Source organism: Streptomyces sp. PA03-5A (genome assembly GCF_033792725.1).
In the GTDB taxonomy this organism is placed as follows: Bacteria; Actinomycetota; Actinomycetes; order Streptomycetales; family Streptomycetaceae; genus Actinacidiphila.
On record NZ_JARAVL010000016.1, the window covers coordinates 73,206 to 91,718 of the forward strand.

Here is an 18,513-nt window from a genome sequence, read left to right on the forward strand (position 1 = left end):
CATCCCCCATCACGAGGATCGCAACCATGAAGACCGGAACCGTCAAGACTCTCGGTGCCGCCGCGCTGGGCGTGGCCTTCGTCGGGGCCGCCGCGGGCGTCGCCTCCGCCGCTCCTACGGACACCAACCTGGGCCTGCCGAACGCCTCGGCCCTGCCGGCCTCCGTGCCGGTCGCCGACGTGGCGAAGTCGGTCCCGGTCGGCGCCGTCACCAGCGGCCTGCCGAAGACCGCCAACATCGTTCCCGGCGTGCAGAACGCCCCCACGGGCCTGAGCACCCTGCTCGGCGGCCTCCCCGTCGGCGGCCAGTTGCCGCTGGGCCAGTTGCCGCTGCAGGGCCTGCCGATCGGCGGCTGAGCACCACCCGGACGAACGCCGGACGGGCCGCGCCCCCTCGGGGTGCGGCCCGCAGGTGTTCCGGGGCCCGTGGCGTCACACGGCGGTCTTCGCGTGTCCCTCGTCCGGCAGCAGCAGCCACAGCGCGAGGTAGAGCAGGAACTGCGGCCCGGGCAGCAGGCACGACAGCAGGAAGATCACGCGCATCGTGGTGGCGGAGGTGCCGAACCGGTCTGCGAGTCCGGCGCAGACCCCGGCGATCATCCGGCCGTGACGGGGGCGGACCAGTGCGGACATGGCGGGTGCTCCTTCGGGAGTCCAGGCCGGTCTCTCCGGCCGATGACATCACCGTACGAGCGCATACCGTCGTGAATCGTCGCTCTACGGTGCGATCCCGACCCTGGGAATCCTCGGGGTCCGCCCCTGAGCACCGGTCAGCCGGTCCTCCCGGCGGACGCTGCGCCGGTGCACCCAGGCGCGGGCCGCGGGCACCACGGCGAGGTGGGCCAGCGCGACGCCCGCCGTGTTGAGGAGCAGGGCGTCCACGTCGAAGATCTGGCCCGGCACCCCGGTCTGCACGAACTCCAGGGCCAGCGAGATCATCAGCCCCGCGAAGACCGTGCGGGCGAACGAGCCCGGTGCCGACACCCGCACCCGGCCGCCGGCCATCGGCAGCAGCACGCCCAGCGGGGCCAGCAGCGCCAGCCCCGCGCCGATCCGGCGGGCCGCCTCCGCGGGCCCCATGGCGAGGTCGGAGCGGATGGAGGCGAACGGACGGAGGTTGGGGGCGTCCACCCAGGGCACGTACTGCGGACGCAGCATCAGCCACCCCACCAGAGCCAGATGAACCGCGGCGAGTACCAGGCCCACCGCGCGCACTTTCGGGAGAGAGCCGTCGCGCCGCACGCCTGGAAGGACGTCTGTCACTTCACGGCGGTTCCAGCGGTTTCCGCCGCCTCGGGGTCGGTGCGCAGGTCCCCGGTGCAGGTGAAGCGGCGCACCGGGGTGTCGTCGGAGCCGCCCAGGAGCACCCCGCCGCTGCCGGAGCCCGCGGCCGTACCGGCGTACGTGCACACCACCTGGGCGAGCGCGAACGGCGGCAGGTCGCCCAGCGGGGCGCTGAGCCGGAGCGATCCGCGCGGGTCGTCGCGGCGCGGTCCCTCCACGGCCAGGTCGCCCTGCACGGCCGTGGTGAAGCCGGCCGCGGACTCGCCGCCGCGCGGCTTGCGCTGCAGCTCGCGCAGGAGCAGCACGGCCATGCCCAGCTGGTCCAGGCCCCCGGTCCGCACCGAGCGGTTCACCGCGGCCACCTGGGCGCTGCACACCAGGAACACCCGGGCGGCCGGGCCCTGCGGCGACGCGGAGGCCGTCGCCGTGGGGCTCGCCTCCTCGTCCGGCACCGCGCAGGAGACACGGGAGGGCGCGGGCCCGGCGTCCACCGGCACCGAGGTGGTGCGGATGCCGCAGCCGGCCAGCAGGACCACGCCGAGCAGGATGAGGAGCGGGGCGCGCCGGCGACGGCGGGCGGCACCCGCGGACGGGAGACCCGGGGCGTCCGGGGCGGCGCCCCGGGACGGCTGCGTCACTTGCTCTCGTTCCCTTCCTCGGTCTCCGCCGCCTGGCCGGCCCCGGTGCGCATCGGCAGGCGCAGCGTGAACACCGCGCCGCCACCGGGGTTGTTGGCCGCGGCGATCTCTCCGCCGTGGATGTGCGCGTTCTCCAGGGCGATGGACAGGCCCAGGCCGCTCCCCTCGGAACGGGCCCGGGAGGCGTCCGCCTTGAAGAACCGGTCGAAGACGTGCGGCAGCACCTCCTCCGGGATGCCGGGGCCGTTGTCGGCGACCTCGACGACGAGCTCGTCCCCGTCCTGCCGCACCTTGACGCGGACCGGCGAGCCGCCGTGCTTGAGGGCGTTGCCGATCAGGTTGGCCAGGATCACGTCGATGCGGCGCGGGTCGAGCAGCGCGATGATGCCGCGCGGCGCGTCCAGCTCCACCGCGTCGAGCCAGGCACGGGCGTCGATGCAGGCGGTGACGAGGTCGGCGACGTCGACGTCGTCCATGACCAGGCGTGCGGTGCCGGCGTCGAAGCGGGTGACCTCCATCAGGTTCTCCACCAGCTCGCCCAGCCGCTTGGTCTCGCTCACCACCAGCCGCACCGCGGGGGCGATCATCGGGTCGAGGGAGTCCGCCTCGTCCTCCAGCACCTCGGTCACGGCGGTGATCGCCGTCAGCGGGGTGCGCAGCTCGTGCGACATGTCGGCGACGAAGCGGCGGCTGGCCGCCTCGCGCTGGCTGAGCTCGTCGACACGTCGCTCCAGCCGTTCCGCGGTGCGGTTGAACGTCCGTGACAGCTCGGCGAGTTCGTCGGTGCCGGTGACCCGCAGCCGGGTGTCGAGCTTGCCCTCGCCGAGCCTCCTGGCGGCGTCGCCGAGGCGTGCCACGGGCCGCAGCACGGTGGAGGCCGCGGCCTGGGCCAGCAGCGCCGCACCGATCAGGGCGAGGGCGGTGGCGATGCCGAGCGACCAGGCCAGCGAGTTGAGGTCCTTCCGCTCGGCCTCCAGCGACTTGAACATGTAGCCGGTGGGCCCGCCGCCGATCACCTTGGCCCCGCCCACCAGGTACGGCTGTCCGTTGCGGGTGACCCGCTGCCAGTACAGGTGGTACTCGGCGGGGTCGCCCTCCTTGGGGTTGCGCTTGCTGACGGCCTTGCGCAGCGTCGCGGGGACGGCGTCCAGCGAGAAGCCGTCGCTCTGCGACTTGGTCGCGCAGCGCTCGCCGTCCGGGCCGGTGCCGATCAGCAGCACCTGGTAGGTCTGCGTGCTGGTGCCGATGCTGCGCGCGGCGTCCGCCAGTTTGTCGCAGGACGGGTGCCGCGGCAGCGAGCCCGCGTTGCGGGTCATCGAGGCGCGGAAGTCGTTGAGCGCGGCGTTCTGGGCGCGGGTCAGCACGGCGTCGCGGTTGAGCCAGTAGGCGATTCCGGAGGCGGACACGGCGGCCGCCAGCGCCACGGCGGCGAAGACGGCGACCAGGCGCAGCCGCAGGCTGGTGAGCCGCAGCAGCCGTGATCTCCAGCCGCTCAGCCGCTGATCCGTCGTGGTGTCACCGGTGGTGTCCTCGTGGTGCGGTTGACTCACGCCGGCGCGTCCAGGCGGTACCCGACACCCCGGACGGTACGGATCAGGGTCGGCGACGAGGGCACGTCCTCGATCTTGGCCCGCAGCCGCTGCACACAGGCGTCCACCAGGCGCGAGTCGCCGAGGTAGTCGTGCTCCCACACCAGGCGCAGCAACTGCTGCCGGGACAGGGCCTGCCCCGGGCGGCGGCTCAGCTCCAGCAGCAGCCGCAGCTCGGTCGGGGTGAGCTGCAGGTCCTCGCCGTTCTTCGTCACGGTCATCGCCGAGCGGTCGATGACGATGCTGCCGAAGGCGGCGGCGTCGGTGCTGTCCCGCTCGCCGCGGCGCAGCACGGCGCGGATGCGGGCGTCCAGCACGCGCGGCTGGATGGGCTTGACGACGTAGTCGTCGGCTCCGGACTCCAGACCCACCACGACGTCGATGTCGTCGCTGCGCGCGGTCAGCAGGATGATCGGCAGCTGGTCGGTGCGCCGGATGCGCCGGCACACCTCGAAACCGTCGATGCCCGGGAGCATGACGTCCAGCACGATCAGGTCCGGTCGCTGCTCGCGCAGCAGCTTCAGCCCGTCCTCGCCCGTGGCCGCGGCCACCACACGGTGGCCTTGGCGCGACAGGGCGAGTTCGAGGCTCGCTCGGATGGCGTCGTCGTCCTCGATCAGCAACAGGAAAGGCACGCCCGCATTCTCTCCCAAGTGGACCGTGGAAGGTACCGCCGTCGTCTGTGACGGGGCTGTGACACTCGGCGGACAACGCCATGAAACTGGCGCGGGAAGCTATTGGTCATCGACGGGGACGCCTACCGGGCGGCCCCCGCCGGACGGGTACGAAGACCAGGCCGGCTCCACCCACGGGGGGCGCGAAATGAACGCACTGCACAGCACGACGACCACCGCAGTCCTTCAGCCGCGCCTGCACACCGCGGGCCGGGGCGTCGAGAAGTCCGGTGCCACGGGCGGGCGGGGGTGCGCTCGTGGCACCGGGCGTCAGGTGGTCCGCACCCGGCCGCCGTACATCACGGCGATCGAGGGCGGTCACGGGGGAGACGGGGGGCACGGGGGCGTCGTCCACGGGGAGGCCACGGGGGCCCGGGAGATCCCGGGGGAGCGGTGCTTCACGGCGGACGCGGACTTCACCGCCTACGTCCAGGAGCGCCGGGCCTCCCTGTACGCGACCGCCTACCACCTGACGGGCGACCGCTTCGAGGCGGAGGACCTGCTGCAGAGCGCGCTGTTCTCCACCTACCGGGCCTGGGACCGGATCAGCGACAAGGCCGCGGTCGGCGGTTACCTGCGCCGGACCATGACCAACCTGCACATCAGCGCCTGGCGGCGCCGCAAGCTCAACGAGTACCCGACCGAGGAGCTGCCGGAGACGGCGGGCGAGACGGACGCGATGCGCGGCACCGAGCTGCGGGCCGTGCTGTGGCAGGCGCTGGCCAAGCTCCCGGAGCCGCAGCGCACGATGCTGGTGCTCCGTTACTACGAGGGCCGCACCGACCCGGAGATCGCCGAGATCCTCGGCATCAGCGTCGGCACGGTGAAGAGCAGCATCTGGCGCTCCCTGCGCCGGCTGCGCGAGGACGCGACGCTCAGCGCGGGCGTCGACGAGGAGGCGGCGTTCGGCGAGCTGGTCGCCTGACGCCGGGGGGAACGGGGAACCGGGGGGTCCACGGGGGAACCGGGGGGTCCACGGGGGAATCGGGGGAAGCAAGAGGGAGCGGTCGCGCACAGCGGGGGGTCTGTGCGCACCGCTCCCTCATGCATGTCCATACGGACCCGCACGCCGTTTCGTTCAAACCCGAACGGCGACCGGTGGAAAAGATGCGCGACCGATCCGTTCCAGTGCCTCGTCCCGGTCGCACACGTGCGCTCCGAGCGCCGCGTGCCGGGCGACGATGCCCCGCTCGGCGCGCATCAGGTTCCAGCCGCGGCGCAGCAGGAAGGACAGCGACTTCCGGCCCTCGCGCAGGTCCCGGACGAAGCGGCGGCGGGCGGTGGTGACCGCGCCGCGGCTCAGGCACAGCGCGTCGGCGAGCAGGCCGAGTTCGGCGCAGCGCGCGACGATGTCGGCGGCGAAGATGCCCTCGGCTATGAAGAGCGGCGCCCCATCGAGGCCGACCTCCGCCCCTCCGGTGATGGAGCTGGAGGAGAGCTCGTACACCGGGACGGCGGTCCGGCCCGTGGCGCACAGCTCCGCGACGGCGGCGACGGCCGCGTCGGCGTTCCAGGACAGCGGGGAGTCCCAGTCGGCGCCGATGCCGCTCGGCAGCATCGGGAGGGACGGGTCGTCACCCTCCTTGTAGAAGTCGTCCAGACGCAGGACCGGCAGGCCGGTCCTGGCGGCGAGGGAGGACTTGCCGGACCCGGAGGGGCCGGTCAGCAGGATCACGCGGGCGGCGGGAGGGCGAGAGCTCACGGGACACCAGTGTGACGCATTCAGCCTTTGGGGTGACCCGCCGGGACATGCTTTGGATGCGTGATGTTCAACCAACTACCGTGAGTGACGTCATTGTCGCGTACGGGGACGGCCGCCGCGCCGTCCCGGGACCGGTCCGTACGCGGGCCGGGGACCAGGCAGGTGGATCCTCATGCCGCAGTTCTCCCGCACCCTTCTCCGCGCCACCGTCCTCGCGGTGTCGTCCGTCGCGGCCGTCGCCTCGGCCGGGGCGGCGCACGCGGACGCCCGGAGCGAAGGAGCGGCCACGGCCGCCAAGGCCGGCCGGGCGGCGACGTCGGCCCTGATCGGCACGGTGAACCACCTGCCGGTGAACCCGTTCGCGCAGACCAGCGTCAACCCCCTGGACAACGCCGTGGGTTCGCAGGTCGCCGACTTCAAGCCGGTCTCCACCGCGGACGTCACCAAGCCGGTCGCCGACAGCCGCTCGGTCGCCGACCTCCCGCTGATCGGCGACACCGTCAGGACCCTGCAGGGCGGCTGACGGCGCGCGAACGCGTACGGCGGCGGGCCCCCGCGGGGACGCATCGGTCGCGGGGGCCCGCCGCCGGGCCGTGCGGGCGGTGCCGGTCCCCCGGCGACGGGACGGGCCGCCGGGGGGACCGGGTCAGTAAGCGGAGCCCGAGGCCGCGCCGGCACCCGCGGGGTGCCAGACGGTCTTGGTCTCCAGGAAGGCCGTCAGGCGGTCCGTGCCGGGCTCGGCGGCCCAGTCCACAGCCTGTGGACGGAGCACGCGCTTGAGGTTGTCCGCGGCGGCGACCTCCAGCTCCTTCGCCAGCGCGGCGTCGTCCACCGTCCCCGCCAGGTCGAGCGCGTTGACGTCCATGTGCGCGGCGAGCGTCGGCGCGACCTCGGACGTGCGGCCGGACAGGATGTTGACGACCCCGCCCGGCAGGTCGGAGGTGGCCAGCACCTCGCCCAGCGACAGCGCGGGCAGCGGGGCCCGCTCGCCGGCCACCACGACCGCGGTGTTGCCGGTGGCGATCACCGGGGCGACCACCGAGACCAGGCCGAGGAAGGACGACTCCTGCGGCGCGACGACCGCGACGACCCCGGTCGGCTCGGGGCTCGACAGGTTGAAGTACGGTCCCGCCACCGGGTTGGCGCCGCCCACGACCTGGGCGATCTTGTCGGTCCAGCCGGCGTACCAGACCCAGCGGTCGATCGCGGCGTCCACCATGGCCGCCGCCTTGGACTTCGACAGCCCCTCGGCCTCACCGACCTCGCGGACGAACTGCTCCCGGCGGCCCTCCAGCATCTCCGCGACGCGGTAGAGGATCTGCCCCCGGTTGTACGCGGTCGCGCCCGACCAGCCCGCGAAGGCCTTGCGGGCGGCGGACACCGCGTCACGGGCGTCCTTGCGGGAGGACTGCGGGGCGTTGGCGAGCCACTTGCCCTTGGCGTCGGTCACCTCGTACACCCGCCCGCTCTCGCTGCGGGGGAACTTGCCCCCGACGAACAGCTTGTAGGTCTTGAAGACGGACAGCCGCACCGTCTCGGACTTCTCAGACATCGAGGTACGCCTCCAGGCCGTGGCGGCCGCCCTCGCGACCGAAGCCCGACTCCTTGTAGCCGCCGAAGGGCGAGGTCGGGTCGAACTTGTTGAACGTGTTGGCCCACACCACGCCGGCCCGGAGCTGGTTCGCGACCGAGAGGATGCGCGAGCCCTTCTCCGTCCAGATGCCGGCGGACAGGCCGTACGGGGTGTTGTTGGCCTTCTCCACGGCCTCGGCCGGGGTGCGGAAGGTCAGCACCGACAGGACCGGGCCGAAGATCTCCTCGCGGGCGACCCGGTGCGCCTGGGTGACCCCGGTGAAGAGCGTCGGCGCGAACCAGTAGCCCGCGGAGGGCAGTTCGCACGCCGGTGACCAGCGCTCGGCGCCCTCGGCCTCGCCGGCCTCGGCGAGCGCGGTGATCCGGGCCAGCTGCTCGGCGGAGTTGATGGCGCCGATGTCGGTGTTCTTGTCCAGCGGGTCGCCGACGCGCAGCGTCGACAGCCGGCGCTTGAGCGCGTCCAGCACCTCGTCCGCGACGGACTCCTGGACCAGCAGACGGGAGCCCGCGCAGCAGACCTGGCCCTGGTTGAAGAAGATGCCGTTGACGATGCCCTCGACGGCCTGGTCGATCGGCGCGTCGTCGAAGACGATGTTGGCGCCCTTGCCACCCAGCTCCAGGGTGACCTTCTTCCTCGTACCGGCGACCGTGCGGGCGATCTGCTTGCCGACGGCGGTGGAACCGGTGAAGGCGACCTTGTCGACGCCCTCGTGCGCGACCAGCGCGGCACCGGCGTCCCCGTAGCCGGGGAGGATGTTGACGACGCCCTTGGGCAGGCCCGCCTGGCGGCAGATGTCGGCGAAGAACAGCGCCGACAGCGGGGTGGTCTCGGCCGGCTTGAGGACGACCGTGTTGCCGGTGGCCAGCGCCGGGGCGATCTTCCACGCCAGCATCAGCAGCGGGAAGTTCCACGGGATGACCTGGCCCGCCACGCCCAGCGGACGGGGGGCCGGGCCGAAGCCGGCGTGCGCGAGCTTGTCGGCCCAGCCGGCGTAGTAGAAGAAGTGCGCGGCGACCAGCGGGAGGTCGGCGTCGCGGGTCTCCTTGATCGGCTTGCCGTTGTCCAGCGACTCCAGGACGGCCAGCTCGCGCGAGCGCTCCTGGACGATCCGGGCGATGCGGAACAGGTACTTGGCGCGCTCGGAGCCCGGCAGCGCCGACCACGACGCGAAGGCCTTGCGGGCGGCCCCGACGGCCCGGTCCACGTCCGCCTCGCCGGCCCGGGCGACCTCGGAGAGGACCTCCTCGCTGGACGGGCTCACGGTCTTGAAGACCCGGCCGTCGGCGGCGTCGGTGAACTCGCCGTCGATGAACAGGCCGTAGGAGGGGGCGATGTCGACGACGGAGCGGGACTCGGGCGCCGGCGCGTACGCGAAGGCGGAGCCCGGCTCCGGCTGTCCGGCCGGCTGGGTCCGCTGGGGCTGCTGGTTCTTCTTGGTCTGTGTCATCGGGGTTCTCAGTCCACCGTCACGTAGTCGGGACCGGAGTAGCGGCCGGTGCTCAGCTTCTGGCGCTGCATGAGCAGATCGTTCAGCAGGCTGGACGCGCCGAAACGGAACCACTCGTTGCTCAGCCACTCGTCGCCCACGGTCTCGTTGACGAGGACCAGGAACTTGATGGCGTCCTTGGAGGTGCGGATGCCACCGGCGGGCTTCACGCCGACCTGGACGCCGGTGGCGGCGCGGAAGTCGCGCACGGCCTCGAGCATCAGCAGGGTGTTGGCGGGGGTGGCGTTGACCGCCACCTTGCCGGTGGAGGTCTTGATGAAGTCGGCGCCGGCGAGCATGCCGAGCCAGGAGGCGCGGCGGATGTTGTCGTACGTGGCCAGCTCGCCGGTCTCGAAGATCACCTTGAGGTGGGCGGAGCTGCCGTCGGGACGGCGGCAGGCCTCCTTGACCGCCTTGATCTCCTCGAAGACCTTCAGGTAGTGGCCGGCGAGGAAGGCGCCGCGGTCGATGACCATGTCCACTTCGTCGGCGCCCGCGGCCACCGCGTCGGCGGTGTCGGCGAGCTTCACCGGCAGCGCGGCGCGGCCGGCCGGGAAGGCGGTGGCGACGGACGCGACGCGCACGCCGGAGTCGCCGAGGGCCTCCTTGGCGGTCGCGACCATGTCCGGGTAGACGCAGATCGCGGCGACCCGGGGGGTCGTGCGGTCGGTCGGGTCCGGGCTGACGCCCTTGGCGGACAGCGCCCGGACCTTGCCGGGGGTGTCCGCGCCTTCGAGCGTGGTCAGGTCGATCATCGAGATCGCCAGGTCGATGGCGTACGCCTTCGCCGTGGTCTTGATCGAACGGGTGCCGAGGCTTGCGGCGCGGCCTTCGAGGCCGACCGCGTCGACGCCGGGCAGCCCGTGCAGGAAGCGGCGCAGCGCGGCGTCGGAGGCCGTGACGTCGGCCATGGACGCCAGCCGGGCCGCGGCGTCGGGGCCGTGAGCGGGAACAGTGGTGGGCATGGTCACCACACCAGCATATCTACGCGCGTAGCGAATGTCACCGGTCGGAACGGGCCCGACTGTCCCCGTACGGCGGGCCCGGCAACCGAATCGGCGGAACCGGTGGTCTGGTGGGTGAAGGGGGTCATCGATGAATCCAGACGACGAGGCGGAGTTCCAAGGCTACGTCCGTGCCAGATGGACCCATCTGGTCAGGACCGCCTATCTGCTCACGGGTGACCGGCATCACGCCGAGGACCTGGCGCAGACCGCGCTGGCCAAGGCCTACCGGTCCTGGCGGCGGGTGCAGCGCAGCGACAATCCGGACGCCTACGTGCGACGGATCCTGATCAGCTGCAACAAGGACCGGTTCCGCAAGAAACGCGTGGCCGAACGGCTCACGGACGTACCGCCCGAGGGCGCCGGAGCCGATCCCACGGCACGGGTGGCGCTGCGGGAGGAGCTGCTGGCGGCGCTCGGCGAGCTGCCCGCACGGCAGCGGGCCGTGGTCGTGCTGCGGTACTGGGACGACCTGTCGGAGACCGAGGTGGCCCATGCGCTGGGCTGCTCGGCCGGGACGGTCAAGAGCCAGGCGGCCAGGGGCCTGGCCAAGCTGCGGGCCCGGCTGGGCACGGCCGTGGCGGCCGCGGAGCCTGTCGCCGTCGGGGCGGCCGCAGGGACGAGGACGGGGCCATGGGGCCCGGCGAAGGACACGAGGGTCGAAGGAGGGGTCCGATGAGGGACAAGGCAGACACGGCGGGGTTCGGCCCCGCGGACGGCGACACGGAGTTCGAGGCGCAGCTGCGCGAGCTCCTCGAGGAACAGACGGACGGGTTGCGCACCGGCGAGGCGCCCTACGCCACGATCGTGCGCCAGGGCAGGACGAGCCGCAGACGCCGGGTGTTCGCCGCCGGGGCAGGGCTGGCGGCGCTGGTCGCGGTGCCGGGCACGGCCGTCGCGATGCACTACCAGCCCGGCGGTGCCGGCACGACCGCGCTGCCGGCCCACGACGCCCGGCCGTCGGTGACGGCGAGCGCCGTCCAGCCGCGCACCTCCGCCACGGCGCGGGCGAGCGGGCCCGAAGGTCCCGCGACGCCGGGGCAGCTGGCGGACGGGATCACGATGGAGCGGGCGGGCGAGGTGCTGGAGAGGTGCCTGGCGTACGGCGGGCAACACCAGCCCAAGGCGTCCGCCTTCGCCGGCGACTACGGGAAGGCCGAGGACTACCGCGTGATCCTCGCGCTGAACGCCACCGGCGACGAAAACTCCCCGGGCGACGGCATCCGTGTGGTGGCGGTCGGCACCGTGGACGGCGCCCCCGCCCGCCTGATCTGCACGGACAAGGACGGGAAGGCGGGCGGCATCAACAGCAGCGTCGGAGCGGACGGCGCCCCGGGCCGCGGGCCCGTCGTGCCGGACGAGAACGCCTACCGGCTCTACAAGCAGGACGGCACCACCGGCCCGGGGCTGCCGTACCACTTCCCCTTCCGCTGGGGCAGCATCGGCACGGTCGAACCCGGGGTCGCCAAGGTCACCGTCTCCTGGGGCGGCGTCACCCGGCAGGCGGTGCTCGACCACGGCTACTTCGTCGCGACCGGGGTCCTCGCCGCGCCGGAGGATTCCCTGCCGCACATCCAGGGCTACGACGCGGCGGGCAAGCGCGTCTACGACTCCAGGGAGGACGAGGGGTACCAGTAGGCGGCCGCTGACGCCGATGCACTAACGCAACCTCCGTCCCGCGGGGCGCAGGGCCGGGGTCGGGCACAATCTGATCTCATGACGAGTTCCGAGAACCCCGCCCCCGAACCGCAGCCCGACCCCGGGCAGCCGAAGTACGCCGAGCGCTCCTACCGCTCGACGGCCGGCGTCGTTGGCGGCGTGCTCATGCTCGCCATCACGCTGTGGCTCGGCATCGACGCGATCGTGCGCGGTACGGGCGACACGCCCTGGGTGGCCCTCGCACTGCTGCTGCTGATCGTGCCGCTGGTCGTCGCGTTCACCCTGCGTCCGGTCGTCCTGGCCGGTGACGACCGGCTCCTGGTGCGCAACCCGTTCCGCACCGTCACCGCGCCCTGGAGCGCCGTGGAGGGGCTGCGCTCGGGGTACTCGACGGAGCTGTTCGCGGAGGGCAGGAAGTACCAGTTGTGGGCCGTCCCCGTGTCGATGCGCGCCCGCAAGCGGGCCGCGCGGGCCAAGACGCGCGCCGCCGCGGCGGGCGACCCGGGCGCGACGCTGGGGTCCCGTCCCGGTGCCACGGAGTCGACCCGGGCCTGGTCCGACCGGGTCGTGGACGAACTGCGCGAGCTCGCGGAGCGGCACGGCGGCCGCGAGGGCGCGCAGGGCGAGGTCACGGTCCGCTGGGCGTACGAGGTGATCGCCCCGGCGGTGGCGGGGGCGGTCGTGCTGATCGTCCTGCTCGCCATCGGCTGAGCCGCCGGACCGGGCGCACACCCCGACGCCCCGGTCGTGCCCGAGCGGGCACGACCGGGGCGTCGGCGTTGTCGGAGCGTCAGGCCTTCGCCGCGGCCTCGTCCCGGGGGAGCCCGGCGGCGGTCGCGAGGTCGGCCTTGACGGCCGCGAGGACGTCGGCGGCCTGGGCGCGGACGGCGGCCAGCCGGTCGGCGCCCGGCACGGGCAGCACGACCTCCAGGTAGCACTTCAGCTTGGGCTCGGTGCCGCTCGGCCGCACGATCACGCGTGCCGACTCCACACCGGCTCCCGGGGAGCCGGCCAGCCGGTAGCGCAGGCCGTCGGTCGGCGGCAGCTCCGCGCTGCCCTTGGAGAGGTCCTCGGCGGTGACGACGGCGAGACCGGCCAGCGAGCTGGGCGGCCGCTCCCGCAGCCGGCTCATCGCGTCGTCGATGACCGACAGGTCGGCGACCCGCACCGAGAGCTGGTCGGTGGCGTGCAGTCCGTACTCCAGGGCGATGTCGTCCAGCAGGTCGGAGAGCGTACGGCCCTTGGCCTTGAGCTCGGCGGTCAGTTCCGCGACGGCCAGGGCGGCGGTGACGCCGTCCTTGTCCCGCACGCCCACGGGGTCCACGCAGTAGCCCAGGGCCTCCTCGTAGCCGAACCGCAGGCCCTCCACCCGGGAGATCCACTTGAAGCCGGTCAGGGTGTCGGCGTAACGCAGCCCCGCGCGGGCCGCGATGCGCGAGAGCAGGGAGGAGGAGACGATGCTCGCCGCGAAGGTTCCGCTGGCCCGGCGGTGCACCAGGTGGGTGGCGAGCAGCGCGCCGACCTCGTCGCCGCGCAGCATGCGCCAGCCGTCCGCGGCGGTGCGGTCCGGCACGGCCACGGCGCAGCGGTCGGCGTCGGGATCGTTGGCGATGACGATGTCGACGTCGGGGCCGAGGGCCCGGGCCGCGGCGAAGGCCAGGTCCATCGCCCCCGGTTCCTCCGGATTGGGGAAGGCGACGGTCGGGAAGTCCGGGTCGGGCTCGCCCTGCTCGGCGACGACGTGCGGGGCGGCGAACCCGGCCCGCTCGAAGGCGGCGGTCAGCACGTCGCGGCCGACACCGTGCAGGGGGGTGTAGACGACCGAGATGTCGCGCGGGGTGTGCCGGTCCACGACCGCGGCGGCGCGGTCCAGGTAGGCCTCGACGACCTCCTCACCGAGGAGCTGCCAGCCCTCGTCCGCCAGCGGGACGCCGGTCAGCGGGCCGATCGCGGCGATCTCGTCGGCGATCCCGGCGTCGGCGGGCGGGACGATCTGCGAGCCGTCGCCCAGGTAGACCTTGTAGCCGTTGTCACGGGGTGGGTTGTGGCTCGCGGTCACGGCGATGCCCGCGACGGCGCCCAGGTGACGGATCGCGAAGGCCAGCACCGGCGTGGGCAGCGGCCCGGGCAGCACGGCCGCCCGCAGGCCCGCGCCGACCATGACGGCGGCGGTGTCACGGGCGAAGTCCACCGACTTGTGGCGGGCGTCGTGACCCACGACGACCAGCCCGTCGCCCTGGCCCTGCGCCTTGAGGTACGCGGCGAGACCGGCGGCGGCCCGGATGACCACGGAGCGGTTCATGCGCATCGGGCCCGCGCCGACCTCCCCGCGCAGCCCCGCCGTACCGAACTGCAGGGTGCCGGAGAACCGGGCCGCGAGGTCCTCGGCCGCCGCCGGGTCGCCCGACTCGACGGCCGTGAGCAGCGCCTCCAACTCGGCCCGGGTGCCGGGGTCCGGGTCCTCGGCCAGCCAGGTGCGCGCCTGAGGGATCAGCTCCGCCTTCTCGCTTGCGCTTGCCACGTGATGCTCCTGCGATGTCGTCTTCGGTGCCGCCCGCGCCCCGCGCGGGTCGGCCTGGGGCCTCCGGCCCGTCCTGCCCGCGGCCGTTGCCACAGCGGGAGGCCGCGCGGCGGGATCCCGTCCGGCCGGGCGGCGGTGGAGCGGGCTGCCGCGACGGGCGCCGCCCGGTTACCTCCCCGTGGCGCGCCTTCCCTAACCAGGGTGCGGGCACCCCCGGGATCGCGCGCGGCGTGCCCGTACGGGTGCGCCGGCCCGCCCCACCGGGGGGTGCGGGGCGGTCAGATGCGCTCGAGCACCTGGGCGAGCAGGCTGCCCATCCGCGCGGCGGAGTCGCGGCCGGCCTCCAGGACCTCCTCGTGGTTCAGCGGCTCGCCCGTCATGCCGGCGGCGAGGTTGGTCACCAGCGAGATGCCGAGCACCTCGGCGCCCGCCTCGCGGGCCGCGATGGCCTCCAGCGTGGTGGACATGCCGACGAGGTCGCCGCCGATGACCCGGACCATCTTGATCTCGGCCGGGGTCTCGTAGTGCGGGCCGGGGAGCTGGACGTAGACGCCCTCCTCCAGGGAGGGGTCGACCTCCTTGCACAGGGCGCGCAGCCGCGGCGAGTACAGGTCGGTGAGGTCGACGAAGTTGGCGCCGACGATCGGCGAGGCGGCCGTCATGTTGATGTGGTCGCTGATCAGCACGGCCTGGCCGGGACGGTAGGTGGGGCGCAGCCCGCCGCAGCCGTTGGTCAGGACGACGGTCTTGCAGCCGGCGGCCACGGCGGTGCGCACGCCGTGCGCGACGGTGGCGACGCCGTGGCCCTCGTAGAAGTGGTTGCGGCCCAGGAAGACCAGCGCCCGCTTGTCGCCGATCCGCACCGAGCGCACCTTGCCGGAGTGCCCGGCCACGGCGGGCGGCGGGAAGCCCGGCAACTCGGTCACGTCGAACTCGTACTCGGCCTCGCCGAGGGCGTCGGCGGCCGGCACCCACCCGGAGCCCATCACCAGGGCGACGTCGTGGGTCTCGCCGCCGGTCAGCTCGCGCAGCCGGGCGGCGGCGGCCGTGGCGGCGGCGTACGGGTCGCCCAGCGGGGTTCGGGCGGCGTGGGGAGTTGCGGAAGAGTTCACGCGGATGAGAGTAGCCGGTTCTCTCCTACGCGCGTAGACGTCCCAGGTCACGGTCTGCGAAATTTCGGAGGATCCGCCGATTGACGGGCCCTGCGGGACCTCCCGGACGTCCTGCGGCCGTCGTTGCCGGCGGGTCAGCAGGGACGCTTGCGCAGTTCCATGACGTAGTCGTGCGGGGCGCCCGCGGACTCCGCCGCGTCGGCGATCTCGCCGAGGTAGCGCGCGGACGGCAGGCCGCCCTCGTAGTCGTTGAGGACGTACAGCCACGCGGGCACGTCGCCGTCGAGGGTGTGCACCCGCGCCATGTGGCGCCGGTAGATGCCCAGCGGGACGCCCTCCCAGCGGTCCATCGGCTCCTCGTCGACCGGGGCGATGTCGTACAGCCCGACGAAGACCTGGTGCAGCGGGTCCTCCACCAGGGTGGCGAGCGCGCCCTCCCAGCCCATCTGCTCGCCGCCGAAGGTGAGGCGCCAGCCGCTGAGCCAGCCGGTGCCGCGCAGGGGCGAGTGCGGGGCGCGGCGCGTCATCAGCCGGGCGTCGAGGTTGCCGGCGTAGGCGGCGTAGAGCGACATGGTCATGAGAGTACGACAGCGGGGCACCGCCCCCGTAAGTGATCACTTGGCGCGTGCGGGACAATGGGGTACGTGACTCGGATCGTGATCATTGGTGGCGGACCCGGCGGATACGAAGCGGCCCTCGTGGCCAGCCAGCTGGGCGCGGAGGTGACCGTCGTCGACTGCGACGGTCTGGGCGGGGCTTCGGTGCTCACCGACTGCGTGCCGTCCAAGACCCTGATCGCGACGGCCGAGGTGATGACCACCTTCGACTCGTCGTACGAGGAACTGGGCATCATCGTGGCGGACGACACACCGCACGTCGAGCAGGCCGCCCGGGTCGTCGGCGTCGACCTCGGCAAGGTCAACCGGCGGGTGAAGCGCCTCGCGCTCGCCCAGTCCCACGACATCACCGCCTCCGTCACCCGTGCGGGTGCCCGGGTGATGCGCGGCCGTGGCCGGCTGGAGGGCATGCAGGCGATCGACGGCTCCCGCACGGTCATCGTCGAGGCGGCCGACGGCACTTCCGAGACCCTCACCGCCGACGCCGTCCTGATCGCCACCGGCGGCCGCCCCCGCGAGCTGCCCGACGCGAAGCCGGACGGCGAGCGGATCCTCAACTGGACGCAGGTGTACGACCTGGACGAGCTCCCCGAGGAGCTCATCGTGGTCGGCTCCGGTGTGACCGGCGCCGAGTTCGCCGGCGCGTACCAGGCCCTGGGCTCCAAGGTGACGCTCGTCTCCTCCCGCGACCGCGTCCTGCCCGGCGAGGACCCGGACGCGGCCGCCGTCCTGGAGGACGTCTTCCGCCGCCGCGGCATGAACGTCATGGCCCGCTCCCGTGCCGAGTCCGTCAAGCGGGTCGGCGACCGCGTCGAGGTCACCCTCTCCGACGGCCGGGTCATCACCGGCAGCCACTGCCTCATGGCGGTCGGCGCCATACCGAACACCGCCGCCATGGGCCTGGAGGGCGCGGGCGTCAAGCTCAAGGACTCCGGCCACATCTGGACCGACAAGGTCTCCCGCACCTCGGCCCCCGGCGTGTACGCGGCCGGTGACGTCACGGGCGTCTTCGCGCTCGCCTCGGTCGCGGCCATGCAGGGCCGGATCGCGATGTACCACTTCCTGGGCGAGACGGTCGGCCCGCTCAACCTCAAGACGGTCTCCTCGAACGTCTTCACCGACCCCGAGATCGCGACCGTCGGCTACACCCAGGCCGACGTCGACGCGGGCGTCATCGACGCACGGGTCGTCAAGCTCCCGCTGCTGCGCAACCCGCGCGCCAAGATGCAGGGCATCCGGGACGGCTTCGTGAAGCTGTTCTGCCGTCCGGGCACCGGCATCATCGTCGGCGGTGTGGTCGTCTCGCCGCGCGCGAGCGAACTCATCCACCCCATCTCGATCGCGGTCGACAACAATCTGACCGTCGAACAGATGGCGAACACCTACACGGTCTACCCGTCGCTCTCGGGCTCGATCGCCGAAGCCGCACGGCAGTTGGCGACCCGCAAGGCGGCCGGGGAGCTCTGACGCCCGCCTCCGGGGCCGGTGCCGGTCGCCACCCGGGCGAATGCCCTCGTCTCTATAGCACGGGACGTCCGGCACTGCGAACAACTTCTGTTAATCGGTGCAAACTGCTGATAGCAGACGGTCATTGGCGTTACTGTCAGTTTCGTGTTCGCAGCAGAACGTCGCCAACTGATCCTCGAAATGGTGCGCGCCAACGGAGCGGTTTCGCTCCGTGAGCTCGCCCGCGTCGTCCAGACCTCGGAAGTGACCGTACGGCGTGACGTGCGGGCGCTGGAGGCAGAAGGACTGCTCGACCGCCGGCACGGCGGTGCGGTGCTGCCGGGGGGCTTCACCAGGGAGTCCGGCTTCCCGCAGAAATCCCATCTATCGACCGCGGAGAAGACGGCGATCGCCGATCTCGCGGCAGGTCTCGTCGAGGAGGGCGAGGCCATCGTCGTCGGCGCCGGCACGACCACCCAGGAGCTGGCACGCCGGCTCGCCCGGGTGCCGGGGCTGACCGTCGTCACCAACTCCCTGCTGGTGGCGCAGGCACTGGCGCATGCGAACCGGGTCGAGGTCGTCATGACCGGTGGCACGCTCCGCGGCTCCAACTACGCGCTGGTCGGCAGCGGCGCCGAACAGTCCCTGCAGGGGCTGCGGGTGTCGCGGGCCTTCCTGTCCGGGGCGGGACTGAGCGCGGAACGGGGGCTGTCCACGTCCAACATGCTCTCCGCCAGCGTCGACCGGGCCCTGGTCCAGGCGGCGGCGGAGGTCGTGGTCCTGGCCGACCACACCAAGCTGGGCACGGACACCATGTTCCAGACCGTGCCCACGGACCTGATCACGCATCTGGTCACGGACGAACCGCCGGCGGGCGACGACCGCGCCGCGACGGAGCTCCAGGCCCTGGCCGACCGCGGTGTCCAGGTCGCCGTCGCGCCGACCGACGGGGCGGACAACGGGATGCCCCACGGGCGGCAGCGACGGGAGATGCCGCCCGTGCCGGGACCCCGGCGCCATCAGCACCCCTCCGGCAACTACCCGGGCGGTACGGCTCCCGGTGAGCCGCGCGCCAGGGCCGCCGGCCAGTCGGGTGGCAGCGTGTCGGGCATGTCCCCGCTGCGCACCGCCCAACTGGCCGGGGAGCAGCAGGCCGCCCGGATCGCCGACCTGGCCCCGCGGCGTTCG

General features: G+C 73.1%; 20 protein-coding genes. 8 read left to right on the forward strand and 12 right to left on the reverse strand.

All coding sequences use genetic code 11. The features are described from left to right. Positions 1-26: 26 nt before the first annotated feature. Positions 27-356, forward strand: coding sequence for a hypothetical protein (locus PV410_RS21060; protein WP_500326666.1), 330 nt, complete (start codon positions 27-29; stop codon positions 354-356). A 75-nt stretch (positions 357-431) separates the two neighbouring features. Here PV410_RS21060 and PV410_RS21065 read toward each other — a convergent pair whose 3' ends face one another. The 5 genes from PV410_RS21065 to PV410_RS21085 all read right to left on the reverse strand — a co-directional run bounded on the left by PV410_RS21065 (position 432) and on the right by PV410_RS21085 (position 4,145). Next, on the reverse strand, positions 432-632 hold the full coding sequence (locus tag PV410_RS21065) for a PspC domain-containing protein (protein ID WP_499513615.1): 201 nt from the start codon (positions 630-632) through the stop codon (positions 432-434). Between the two features lie 84 nt (positions 633-716). Further along, positions 717-1,205, reverse strand: coding sequence for a VanZ family protein (locus tag PV410_RS21070; RefSeq protein ID WP_500326668.1), 489 nt, complete (start codon positions 1,203-1,205; stop codon positions 717-719). 53 nt (positions 1,206-1,258) lie between these two features. After that, positions 1,259-1,921: a hypothetical protein gene (locus PV410_RS21075; RefSeq protein WP_500326670.1), complete on the reverse strand. Its 663-nt coding sequence runs from the start codon at positions 1,919-1,921 to the stop codon at positions 1,259-1,261. Beyond that, a complete protein-coding gene (locus PV410_RS21080; RefSeq protein ID WP_500326672.1) occupies positions 1,918-3,471 on the reverse strand; it encodes an ATP-binding protein in 1,554 nt (517 codons plus the stop codon). The genes PV410_RS21075 and PV410_RS21080 overlap by 4 nt, the downstream gene beginning before the upstream one ends. Then, positions 3,468-4,145: a response regulator gene (locus tag PV410_RS21085; protein ID WP_026251393.1), complete on the reverse strand. Its 678-nt coding sequence runs from the start codon at positions 4,143-4,145 to the stop codon at positions 3,468-3,470. The genes PV410_RS21080 and PV410_RS21085 overlap by 4 nt, the downstream gene beginning before the upstream one ends. Before the next feature lie 187 nt (positions 4,146-4,332). Between PV410_RS21085 and PV410_RS21090 the strand changes: the two genes are divergently transcribed. Further along, positions 4,333-5,109 carry a SigE family RNA polymerase sigma factor gene (locus PV410_RS21090; protein WP_500326674.1) on the forward strand — a complete coding sequence of 259 codons (777 nt, stop codon included), beginning with the start codon at positions 4,333-4,335 and terminating at the stop codon, positions 5,107-5,109. A gap of 153 nt (positions 5,110-5,262) precedes the next feature. Here the strand turns inward: PV410_RS21090 and PV410_RS21095 are convergent, their stop codons facing one another. Beyond that, entirely contained in the window at positions 5,263-5,886 is a 624-nt protein-coding gene (locus tag PV410_RS21095) for an ATP-binding protein (protein WP_500326676.1), read from the reverse strand. A 172-nt stretch (positions 5,887-6,058) separates the two neighbouring features. Here PV410_RS21095 and PV410_RS21100 point away from each other — a divergent pair, with 172 nt between their 5' ends. Further along, entirely contained in the window at positions 6,059-6,409 is a 351-nt protein-coding gene (locus tag PV410_RS21100; RefSeq protein ID WP_499513621.1) for a hypothetical protein, read from the forward strand. A 123-nt stretch (positions 6,410-6,532) separates the two neighbouring features. Here PV410_RS21100 and PV410_RS21105 read toward each other — a convergent pair whose 3' ends face one another. Genes PV410_RS21105 through deoC form a run of 3 tightly spaced genes read right to left on the reverse strand, consistent with a single transcriptional unit; the run spans position 6,533 to position 9,931 of the window. After that, a complete protein-coding gene (locus tag PV410_RS21105) occupies positions 6,533-7,438 on the reverse strand; it encodes an aldehyde dehydrogenase family protein (RefSeq protein WP_500326678.1) in 906 nt (301 codons plus the stop codon). Beyond that, positions 7,431-8,927 carry an aldehyde dehydrogenase family protein gene (locus tag PV410_RS21110; protein WP_500326680.1) on the reverse strand — a complete coding sequence of 499 codons (1,497 nt, stop codon included), beginning with the start codon at positions 8,925-8,927 and terminating at the stop codon, positions 7,431-7,433. The genes PV410_RS21105 and PV410_RS21110 overlap by 8 nt, the downstream gene beginning before the upstream one ends. A gap of 8 nt (positions 8,928-8,935) precedes the next feature. Then, entirely contained in the window at positions 8,936-9,931 is a 996-nt protein-coding gene (deoC, locus tag PV410_RS21115; protein WP_500326830.1) for a deoxyribose-phosphate aldolase, read from the reverse strand. A gap of 130 nt (positions 9,932-10,061) precedes the next feature. On the opposite strand from deoC, the gene PV410_RS21120 reads away from it, so the two are divergent. From PV410_RS21120 to PV410_RS21130, 3 genes are all read left to right on the forward strand, one after another. Next, a complete protein-coding gene (locus tag PV410_RS21120) occupies positions 10,062-10,649 on the forward strand; it encodes a SigE family RNA polymerase sigma factor (RefSeq protein WP_500326682.1) in 588 nt (195 codons plus the stop codon). Further along, on the forward strand, positions 10,646-11,608 hold the full coding sequence (locus PV410_RS21125) for a hypothetical protein (RefSeq protein WP_500326684.1): 963 nt from the start codon (positions 10,646-10,648) through the stop codon (positions 11,606-11,608). Before PV410_RS21120 ends, PV410_RS21125 begins: the two co-directional genes overlap by 4 nt. Positions 11,609-11,686: 78 nt before the next feature. Next, positions 11,687-12,340, forward strand: coding sequence for a PH domain-containing protein (locus tag PV410_RS21130; protein ID WP_500326686.1), 654 nt, complete (start codon positions 11,687-11,689; stop codon positions 12,338-12,340). A 79-nt stretch (positions 12,341-12,419) separates the two neighbouring features. On the opposite strand, the gene PV410_RS21135 is transcribed toward PV410_RS21130, so the two are convergent. From PV410_RS21135 to PV410_RS21145, 3 genes are all read right to left on the reverse strand, one after another. Further along, positions 12,420-14,150, reverse strand: a complete 1,731-nt coding sequence (locus tag PV410_RS21135) for a phospho-sugar mutase (RefSeq protein WP_500326688.1) — start codon at positions 14,148-14,150, stop codon at positions 12,420-12,422. Between the two features lie 278 nt (positions 14,151-14,428). After that, positions 14,429-15,262: a purine-nucleoside phosphorylase gene (locus tag PV410_RS21140; RefSeq protein WP_499513628.1), complete on the reverse strand. Its 834-nt coding sequence runs from the start codon at positions 15,260-15,262 to the stop codon at positions 14,429-14,431. A gap of 134 nt (positions 15,263-15,396) precedes the next feature. Then, a complete protein-coding gene (locus tag PV410_RS21145) occupies positions 15,397-15,834 on the reverse strand; it encodes a gamma-glutamylcyclotransferase family protein (protein ID WP_499513629.1) in 438 nt (145 codons plus the stop codon). Between the two features lie 63 nt (positions 15,835-15,897). Between PV410_RS21145 and PV410_RS21150 the strand changes: the two genes are divergently transcribed. Next, entirely contained in the window at positions 15,898-17,346 is a 1,449-nt protein-coding gene (locus tag PV410_RS21150) for an NAD(P)H-quinone dehydrogenase (RefSeq protein WP_499513630.1), read from the forward strand. 180 nt (positions 17,347-17,526) lie between these two features. Beyond that, a partial coding sequence (locus PV410_RS21155) for a DeoR/GlpR family DNA-binding transcription regulator (protein WP_500326832.1) occupies positions 17,527-18,513 on the forward strand: 987 nt, incomplete at its 3' end.

Bases quoted from the DNA above. Each gene is read 5' to 3' on its own strand.
- PV410_RS21065 (WP_499513615.1), bottom strand. From the start codon at position 632: ATGTCCGCACTGGTCCGCCCCCGTCACGGCCGGATGATCGCCGGGGTC.
- PV410_RS21145 (WP_499513629.1), bottom strand. From the start codon at position 15,834: ATGTCGCTCTACGCCGCCTACGCCGGCAACCTCGACGCCCGGCTGATG.
- PV410_RS21105 (WP_500326678.1), bottom strand. From the start codon at position 7,438: ATGTCTGAGAAGTCCGAGACGGTGCGGCTGTCCGTCTTCAAGACCTAC.
- PV410_RS21120 (WP_500326682.1), top strand. From the start codon at position 10,062: ATGAATCCAGACGACGAGGCGGAGTTCCAAGGCTACGTCCGTGCCAGA.
- PV410_RS21110 (WP_500326680.1), bottom strand. From the start codon at position 8,927: ATGACACAGACCAAGAAGAACCAGCAGCCCCAGCGGACCCAGCCGGCC.
- PV410_RS21150 (WP_499513630.1), top strand. From the start codon at position 15,898: ATGGGGTACGTGACTCGGATCGTGATCATTGGTGGCGGACCCGGCGGA.
- PV410_RS21125 (WP_500326684.1), top strand. From the start codon at position 10,646: ATGAGGGACAAGGCAGACACGGCGGGGTTCGGCCCCGCGGACGGCGAC.
- PV410_RS21100 (WP_499513621.1), top strand. From the start codon at position 6,059: ATGCCGCAGTTCTCCCGCACCCTTCTCCGCGCCACCGTCCTCGCGGTG.
- deoC (WP_500326830.1), bottom strand. From the start codon at position 9,931: ATGCCCACCACTGTTCCCGCTCACGGCCCCGACGCCGCGGCCCGGCTG.
- PV410_RS21130 (WP_500326686.1), top strand. From the start codon at position 11,687: ATGACGAGTTCCGAGAACCCCGCCCCCGAACCGCAGCCCGACCCCGGG.
- PV410_RS21090 (WP_500326674.1), top strand. From the start codon at position 4,333: ATGAACGCACTGCACAGCACGACGACCACCGCAGTCCTTCAGCCGCGC.
- PV410_RS21060 (WP_500326666.1), top strand. From the start codon at position 27: ATGAAGACCGGAACCGTCAAGACTCTCGGTGCCGCCGCGCTGGGCGTG.